9 protein-coding genes and 1 pseudogene are annotated in these 7320 nt (G+C 63.4%); 2 read left to right on the forward strand and 8 right to left on the reverse strand.

Annotated features, from left to right (window positions below; genetic code table 11):
- Positions 1-122, reverse strand: a pseudogene (locus tag Q0L57_RS01070) (branched-chain amino acid ABC transporter permease LivH); the annotation flags it as partial.
- A gap of 415 nt (positions 123-537) precedes the next feature.
- The gene (locus tag Q0L57_RS01075; protein ID WP_296736543.1) at positions 538-924 is read right to left on the reverse strand and encodes an ectoine synthase; all 387 of its coding nucleotides are present in this window, start codon (positions 922-924) and stop codon (positions 538-540) included.
- A gap of 163 nt (positions 925-1087) precedes the next feature.
- Between Q0L57_RS01075 and Q0L57_RS01080 the strand changes: the two genes are divergently transcribed.
- Positions 1088-1972, forward strand: a complete 885-nt coding sequence (locus Q0L57_RS01080) for a LysR substrate-binding domain-containing protein (protein ID WP_296736545.1) — start codon at positions 1088-1090, stop codon at positions 1970-1972.
- Between the two features lie 16 nt (positions 1973-1988).
- Here Q0L57_RS01080 and Q0L57_RS01085 read toward each other — a convergent pair whose 3' ends face one another.
- The 3 genes from Q0L57_RS01085 to Q0L57_RS01095 all read right to left on the reverse strand — a co-directional run bounded on the left by Q0L57_RS01085 (position 1989) and on the right by Q0L57_RS01095 (position 5288).
- Complete coding sequence (locus Q0L57_RS01085) at positions 1989-2990, reverse strand: 4-hydroxyproline epimerase (RefSeq protein ID WP_296736547.1); 1002 nt, start codon at positions 2988-2990, stop codon at positions 1989-1991.
- Between the two features lie 33 nt (positions 2991-3023).
- A complete protein-coding gene (locus Q0L57_RS01090) occupies positions 3024-4331 on the reverse strand; it encodes an FAD-binding oxidoreductase (protein WP_296736549.1) in 1308 nt (435 codons plus the stop codon).
- A gap of 63 nt (positions 4332-4394) precedes the next feature.
- A complete protein-coding gene (locus Q0L57_RS01095) occupies positions 4395-5288 on the reverse strand; it encodes a dihydrodipicolinate synthase family protein (protein WP_296736551.1) in 894 nt (297 codons plus the stop codon).
- A 69-nt stretch (positions 5289-5357) separates the two neighbouring features.
- On the opposite strand from Q0L57_RS01095, the gene Q0L57_RS01100 reads away from it, so the two are divergent.
- On the forward strand, positions 5358-6062 hold the full coding sequence (locus Q0L57_RS01100) for a GntR family transcriptional regulator (RefSeq protein WP_296736553.1): 705 nt from the start codon (positions 5358-5360) through the stop codon (positions 6060-6062).
- 20 nt (positions 6063-6082) lie between these two features.
- On the opposite strand, the gene Q0L57_RS01105 is transcribed toward Q0L57_RS01100, so the two are convergent.
- From Q0L57_RS01105 to Q0L57_RS01115, 3 genes are all read right to left on the reverse strand, one after another.
- The gene (locus tag Q0L57_RS01105) at positions 6083-6388 is read right to left on the reverse strand and encodes a hypothetical protein (protein ID WP_296736555.1); all 306 of its coding nucleotides are present in this window, start codon (positions 6386-6388) and stop codon (positions 6083-6085) included.
- Between the two features lie 250 nt (positions 6389-6638).
- Positions 6639-6842 carry a hypothetical protein gene (locus Q0L57_RS01110; protein WP_296736557.1) on the reverse strand — a complete coding sequence of 68 codons (204 nt, stop codon included), beginning with the start codon at positions 6840-6842 and terminating at the stop codon, positions 6639-6641.
- Between the two features lie 264 nt (positions 6843-7106).
- On the reverse strand, positions 7107-7320 hold a 214-nt coding region (locus Q0L57_RS01115), incomplete at its 5' end, for a hypothetical protein (RefSeq protein ID WP_296736559.1).

Genomic DNA, 7320 nt, shown 5'->3' on the forward strand with positions numbered 1-7320 from the left:
TCGCCATGGGCGAAATTGATCATGCCGATGATGCCGTAGACCATCGTATAGCCGATCGCGATGAGGCCATAGATCGATCCCAGCGTCAGCCCGTTGATAAGCTGCTGGACGAAGTACTGCATATTTATGCGGCTCCCCTGGAATGTCGCCTCCTCAGACGCATTCCTTTTCGTATTTCCCCTAGTCGTAAAGTTTCGAGCCCGGATTGCAACGTGATTTTTCAATCGCCTTGCGTGTTTTGGAAGCACGCGATCCGATTGCCCGTTTTTTCGCACCCAGCCCCTGGACTATCGCGGACCCTATCATTGGCACAACGCAATGTCTTTGACGATTCCGACCTATAATGCGCAGCATTTCGAAGAAATCGCCGTCAAAATAAGTTGATGAGCAGATTCCTTGCGCAAACAACGAGGCGTGCTTCGCATCGCCGCGCATTCCGTTGCGTCAGGATTCCGTCGCGTGTGACGACTATATGACGGCGAGACGCCCCAGCCGAGGAGCGCCTCGTCGAAACGGAAACGCCCCTGGCGCGAAGTCTCAGTAAGCAGAGCCTGCTTCTCCCTTCAGACTGTGCCTTTCGGTCCCGTTGAGCGGTGGGTTGAAGACACTCATCAGCACCATGTCGCCGGCGTTGTCGGCGCGCAGGAAATGGTCATCGTGAGCGTCGAGCACATAGATCGTGCCGGGCTCGACGCGATGAACCTTGCCGGACATGTCCTCGACCTCGCCGCTGCCGGAGATGCAATAGCAAGCCTCCAGATGCCGCCGGTACTGGAGCCGCGATTCGCTGCCCGCGCGCACCACCGTGTGACAGACTGTGAAGCCCATCCCATCCCTTTGGGTCAGCAATCGATGGCTGGTGCCGTTGCCCCAATCGACGAAAAAGTCAGTTTTTTCTACATCTGCCAATTTTCTGGTAAACATGGTTGCCTTTCGTTTGGCTAGGAGTTGGCGCCTCAGGATCCTGCGATATCGACTTTCCAGCGCTTCTGCGCACTGGTTGACGATTGCGGTCCGAATGATTGGCGCAGTCCGCGTCGGCCTTCAAATGATGGTTTTTGGCCTGATCTGTTAGGAAATTTTACAGATGGATTACCTGCCGCTGAACGCAATCCGTGCCTTTGAAGCAACCGCGCGCCATTTGAGCTTTTCCGCGGCCGGCCAAGAGCTGCACGTTACCCATCCCGCGATCAGCCACCAGATAAGGCGGCTGGAGGAGTGGCTTGGCGTGGCGCTCTTTCATCGTGACGCCCGCAAGGTGCGCCTGACCGAGCCGGGGCTGGCGCTGCAGGCATCCGCCGGCGCGGCGCTGGCGGAGCTCGGCGCCGCCTGCCGGCGAATCCGCAGAAGCGCCGGCCTGCAGTCGCTGTCGGTGGGTTGCATTCCCTCCATCGCCAGCCGCTGGCTGGTGCCGCGCCTGTCCGATTTTACCGTCCGCCATCCCGATATCGCGATCCGCGTCGCCTATGCCAAAGCCGAGGACCGGCTTGAGGAAGATGACAACAATATCCTCATCACGTTCGGTGCCGACCCCTCGCCGCATGTCACCAGCCTCAAGCTGTTTTCCCGCATAAGCCGGCCGGCTTGCAGCCCGCACTACCTGGCCCGCAGGGGTCGGCTGGAGACGCCTGCGGAGATGGCGGCGGCGGATCTGCTGCATGACGAGTCGCGCCAGGGCTGGCAGGATTGGTTTTCCAAGGCCGGAGACGCGAGAACCGATGTCGGCAATGGTCCGGTCTTTGCTGATTTCAACATCCTGGCGACTGCCGTCATCGCCGGCCATGGCGTCGCGCTTTGTCCCATCGAGGTCTTTCGCGAGGAACTCAGGCGCGGCGACCTTGTCGTCGTCTCCGACATTTCGACCGACGACGACAAAGGCTATTTTCTGACGATGTCGGCACAGCCTTCGACGGCAGAGGTCAAGTTCGCCGAATGGTTCCGCCAACAGGTATCGACCGAAGTCGAGGCTTGACCGAGCCGGGTGACGGTCAGGTGACGACGAAACCGTGCGCGAACGGATCGCGGTCGTCGATGAAGATAGTGTTCAGTCCGGTCATGCGCGCCCAGCCGCCGATCGACGGGATGATCGCCGGCTTGCCGGCCACGCTGACCTCCTTTTCGACCCTGCCCTTGAACAGCGAGCCGATGATCGATTCATGCACGAAGCTGTCGCCGGCCTTGAGCCTGCCCTTGGCGTGCAGCTGCGCCATCCGCGCCGAGGTACCGGTGCCGCAGGGCGAACGATCGATCGCCTTGTCGCCATAGAACACGGCGTTGCGCGCATCGGCCTCGGCGTGCCGCGGCTTGCCGGTCCACAGCATGTGCGACAGCCGGTTGATACCGGGGTTCTCCGGATGCACGAAGGAGTATTTCTCGTTGAGGCGCTGCCGCACCACCGGGCTCCAGGCGATGAGGTCGCCGGCCGAATGATCAGCCATGTCGCGGTAGTTCTTCTGCGGTTCCACAATGGCGTAGAAATTGCCGCCATAAGCGACATCGACGCTGATCTCGCCCAGCACCGGGCATTCCACCGTCAGGCCCCCGGCGTAAAGGAAGGACGGCACGTTGGTGATGCGCACCTCCTCGACATACTCGCCCACCTGCTTGTACTCGGCGATCACCAGGCCTGCCGGCGTATCGAGCCTCAGCACGCCCGGCGTCTTCGGCTTCACCAGTCCATGCTCGATCGCCATCGTCACCGTGCCTATCGTGCCGTGGCCGCACATCGGCAGGCAGCCCGAGGTCTCGATGAAGAGGATGGCTATGTCGCAGTCCTCCCGCGTCGGCGGGTAGAGGATCGAGCCTGACATCACGTCATGGCCGCGCGGCTCGAACATCAGTCCGGTGCGGATCCAGTCATACTCGGCGAGGAAATGCGCGCGCCGCTCCATCATCGTCGAGCCCTGCAGCAGCGGCCCTCCGCCGGCGACCAGCCGCACCGGATTGCCGCAGGTGTGGCCGTCGATGCAGAAGAAGGATTTCTTGGCCATGATGCTCCTCGGAATTTCAAAGCCGCGCGGGTGTCAGAACCGTTGCGGACGGAAAGGGGTAAGGTCGAGCGGCGGAGTCTGCCCGACAACGAGATCGCGGATCAAGCGCCCGGTGGCAGCCGACTGGGTCAAACCGAGGTGGCCATGGCCGAAAGCGTAGAAGACGTTCGGCGCCCGCGCCCGCCCGATGACCGGCAGTGAATCCGGTAACGACGGACGGAAGCCCATCCATTCGCGGCCGCCCGAAGGATCGAGCCCCGGCAGGAAGCGTCTCGCCTTCTCCAGCATGGCCTTGGAGCGCGCGAAATTCGGCGGCCGCTCGATGCCGCCGAGCTCGACGGCGCCGCCGACGCGCAGGCCCGTTTCGAGCGGCGTGATGACGAAGCCATGCCCCGAAAAGATCAGCTGCCGCTTCACGTCGAAGGCGGCAGCCGGCAGCGTGGTGTTGTAGCCGCGCTCGGTTTCGAGCGGGATGTGGTCGCCGAGATTCCTGGCCAGCAGGTGCGACCAGGCGCCGGCGGTGATGACGAGCTGCTTCGCCGTCCGGACGGAGCCATCGGCAAGAATGATCCTTGCCCCTTCCGCCCCGGCCTCGACGCGATCGACGCGCGCATGCTCGAAATGGGCGCCGAGCCGTTCGGCATAGGCCCAGACCGCCTTGCCGAGCAACTTCGGGTCCGCGACCGTCTTCCAGCCAGGCACGAAGGTGCCCTTGATGAAGCGCGGCGCCAGACCCGGCTGCAAGGCTGCCATCGCCTCGCCCTCGACATGGCGAAAGCCGATGCCGAAGCGCTGACGCTCCGCCCAGCCGGCCAGCGAGGCGCGGAACTCCGCTTCGCTTTCATAAAGCTCCAGCGAGCCGTCCTCGCGCAGCATCGGCTTCGTGCCGGAGCGGTCGAGCAGGCCCATCCACTCCGCCTCGGCCAGCCTCATCATGCCGGCTTGGGCCGCCAGGCTCGCCTCATAGTGTCTGGCCGCGCCCGCCCGCCAGAAGCGGATCAGCCACGGCAGCAATTTGGGGAGATAGGAAGGCGGAATGGCCAGCGGCCCAAGCGGGTCGGCCAGCCATTTCGGCAATTGCTTGAGCATCCCTTTGTGCGCCAGCGGCAGGACGTCGGAAAAGGCGAAAGCGGCGGCATTGCCGGAACTCGTCTCCTCACAGATGCCGGTGCGGTCGAAGACCGTGACGTTGCGCCCAGCTTCCGCGAGATAGGCCGCTACGGCGATGCCGACGATGCCGCCACCGATGACGGCGATGTCTTCGCCTTCACTGGCTGAAGGCGACCGCCGGGCGGATGAGGGGCGACTGCCCTCTTCTGGCGAATTGGAATTTCCCTGCACGCGGCTGCTGCCTCCTGTCTGGCTGCCACCATCTTCTCTCCCCGAACGGGAAGAAGATAGCCCTCAGAACGCGGGCAGGGTCGGACGCACGACCAGCGCGTCCTTGACGATCTTTTCCACCGCCTTGCGGCGTTCGCCCGAAAGCGGCTGGCGCGGCATGCGCACGCGATCGTTGGTGTTGATGGCGAACACTTCGGCAAGCTTGATGTTCTGGACCAGATAGGTCGAGACATCGAGGTCGAGCAGCGGCCGGAACCAGCGGTATATCTTCAGCGCCTCCTCACGGCGGCCCTGCTTCATCAACTGGAAGATGGCGACAGTCTCGCGCGGGAAGGCGGTGACCAGACCGGCCACCCAGCCGATGGCGCCGACGGACAGCGCCTCGAAGGCCAGGTTGTCGACGCCGGTGAAGAGGTCGTAGCGGTCGCCGAGGCGGTTGATGATCTCGGTCGAGCGGCGGATGTCGTCGGACGATTCCTTGATGGCGACGAAGCGCTTGTCCGATGCCAGCTCCTCCATCAGGTCGACGGTGACGTCGACGCGGTAGGCGAGCCGGTTGGAGTAGATCATGACCGGCAGGTCGCCGGCCGCCGCGACGGCGCGAAGCGCGGCGACGGTCTCTTCCGGATTGGTGTGGTAGATCGGGCTCGGCACCACCATCAGGCCGCTGGCGCCTTCCTTGGCGGCACGACGCGCGATGCTGGCCGCCTCGCGGGTGCCAGCCTCGTTGACGGTCATAAGCACCGGCTTCTTGCCAGCGACCTTCTGCGCCGTCTTCAGCACCTCGATCTTCTCGTCATGCGACAGCATCGGCCCTTCGCCGAGCGAGCCGCAGACGATGATGCCGTCGCAACCGGCTTCCATCTGCAGGCCATAGCAGCGCTCCATCTCGGCATGGTCGAGGCGGTCATCGGCGGTGAATTTGGTCGTGACTGCGGGAATGACTCCGGTCCACATGGCTATCTCTCCATCTGATATATCAGTCGTATATCTATTAAGAACTGGCCTGTCAACGCTGAATCCACTATGATATATGAAAAATATATCAGGAGCCTGCCTTTGATCTCCCCGCTGATATCCACCGAGACGAGCACGACCTTCGAGCCGGCGACGAGCAAGGCCTACCGCACACTCGAACACATGATCGTCACCCTCGAGCTGGCGCCTTCGAGCTTCGTCACCGAGGGCGCGCTGATCGAGCGGCTGGGCCTCGGCCGCACGCCGGTGCGCGAGGCGATCCAGAGGCTCGCCTGGGAAGGGCTGCTGGACGTCAGGCCCCGTGCCGGCATCGCCGTCGCCGCGCTTCACCCCGGCGATTGGCTGCGCGTCATCGACGCCAGGCGCGGCGTCGAGGTGGTGCTCGCACGCTCGGCCGCACGCTTCGTCACCCGCGAGGCCGCCGACCTTTTTCATGACGCCGCCCTCGCCATGCAGCGAGCGGTGATCTCGGGCAACGTGCTTGCCTTCATCCAGGCCGACAAGGCGCTCGACGAGGCGCTGGCCATCGCCGCCGACAACCCCTTCGCGGCGCGCGTGGCGGCGCCGTTGCAGACGCACAGCCGACGTTTCTGGTTTCGCTATAAAGCCGATACAGGGCTCGCCGAATCGGCCGAACACCATGTCGCGCTGATCCGCTCGATCCTGGACGGTGACGAGGAAGGCGCCGCCAAGGACGCCAAGAAACTCATGGCGCTGCTGCGCGGCCACGCCGAGGTGGCGGCGACACGCTGATCGGAAAAGCTCAGCTGTGCCTAGGCGCTGACCGCGACGGTCGTCTCCCATCCGTCGCCAGCCGCGAGGATGCAGCTTCGCCCATTCACGTCCGTTACCAGCATGGTCCAGGTACCGGCCGGCGAAACAAAGACCTCGAAAACGGCGACCTGGCCGGCAACACCATAGCCCAGGCGCTTCTCCTGGAAGCCGGCCGCCAGCTTCGCCACCAGGTCGGCATGCCCGCCGCAGACGACCTGCGCCTGCGCCGGAAACGCCGACAGCAGTGCCATCGCGGCGCCGACCGCCAACAGCTTGATCCGTCGGAACGAAAATACGCGTGCCATCGGGCACCTCCTTTGCCTTCGCGTTCGGGCAAGGAGGCACATTGGCCGCCTCAGCGCGCCGGAACGCTCCAGGCCGGATTGGACGTCTTCATCACGTCACTCCTTTTGCTTCCGGTCTGTCCGGGAATTCACAATTCCCTGGATTCGATATGGTGAGCTTCCGTCGACAAGACAAGCCGCGGTCGAGGAGCGCCAGGGAGGCGCTCATCGACGGCATTCACGGCGAGATGGTGGACCGGCCTCTCGATGATCAGGCGCCAGGCATGGCCGCGGTGATCGTCGGGCTATCCCAGCCCTCTCCCACCGACAGGACGCAACTCTGCCCCTTGGTATCGGAAGCAAGGACGGTCCAACTGCCCTGATCGGAAATGAAGATTTCGAGCACCACATTCGGGTTGATCAGCCCGCGCCCGGCTTCGCTTTCATGGAACTTGTCGCCGAGCGCCTTGATCACTTCGGCACGTGGAGCGCATTGGGCAGCGGCGTTCGCTTGGGCCACTCCGCCGCATATTGCAGCCGTCGCTATAAAGGTCGTCGCCAAAAGATATCGTGTCATCTGACACCTCCTCGCGCCAGACGAGAACCCCGGCTGCTACCGGCGCTGTTCGATTGGCCTGCACCCATGGCAGGAATACAAGCTAAGCGGGAGGCGACCGCTTGGTTCCATCACATTAGCGATTTTGAAAACTCGCCAGGCCGGGTGCAAAAATGGCCCGGATCAAAAACCCGGGCCTTCATAATAGCTGCGTGAAACCATCGTCGGGATGACGAACTCGGCGCCTTCCTTGATGCCTGCCGCGCGACCGCAGCCGCAAGGCGGCGAGGACGCGCAAACCAGAATCCGTCCGGTCAGTTCATCGTCGGGATGACGAATTCCGCGCCGTCCTTGATGCCGGACGGCCAGCGCGAGGTGACCGTCTTGGTCTTGGTGT

The organism is Mesorhizobium sp., from assembly GCF_024509055.1.
Taxonomy (GTDB): Bacteria; Pseudomonadota; Alphaproteobacteria; order Rhizobiales; family Rhizobiaceae; genus Mesorhizobium.

Bases quoted from the DNA above. Each gene is read 5' to 3' on its own strand.
- Q0L57_RS01075 (WP_296736543.1), bottom strand. From the start codon at position 924: ATGTTTACCAGAAAATTGGCAGATGTAGAAAAAACTGACTTTTTCGTC.
- Q0L57_RS01080 (WP_296736545.1), top strand. From the start codon at position 1,088: ATGGATTACCTGCCGCTGAACGCAATCCGTGCCTTTGAAGCAACCGCG.
- Q0L57_RS01085 (WP_296736547.1), bottom strand. From the start codon at position 2,990: ATGGCCAAGAAATCCTTCTTCTGCATCGACGGCCACACCTGCGGCAAT.
- Q0L57_RS01095 (WP_296736551.1), bottom strand. From the start codon at position 5,288: ATGTGGACCGGAGTCATTCCCGCAGTCACGACCAAATTCACCGCCGAT.
- Q0L57_RS01100 (WP_296736553.1), top strand. From the start codon at position 5,358: ATGATATATGAAAAATATATCAGGAGCCTGCCTTTGATCTCCCCGCTG.
- Q0L57_RS01105 (WP_296736555.1), bottom strand. From the start codon at position 6,388: ATGGCACGCGTATTTTCGTTCCGACGGATCAAGCTGTTGGCGGTCGGC.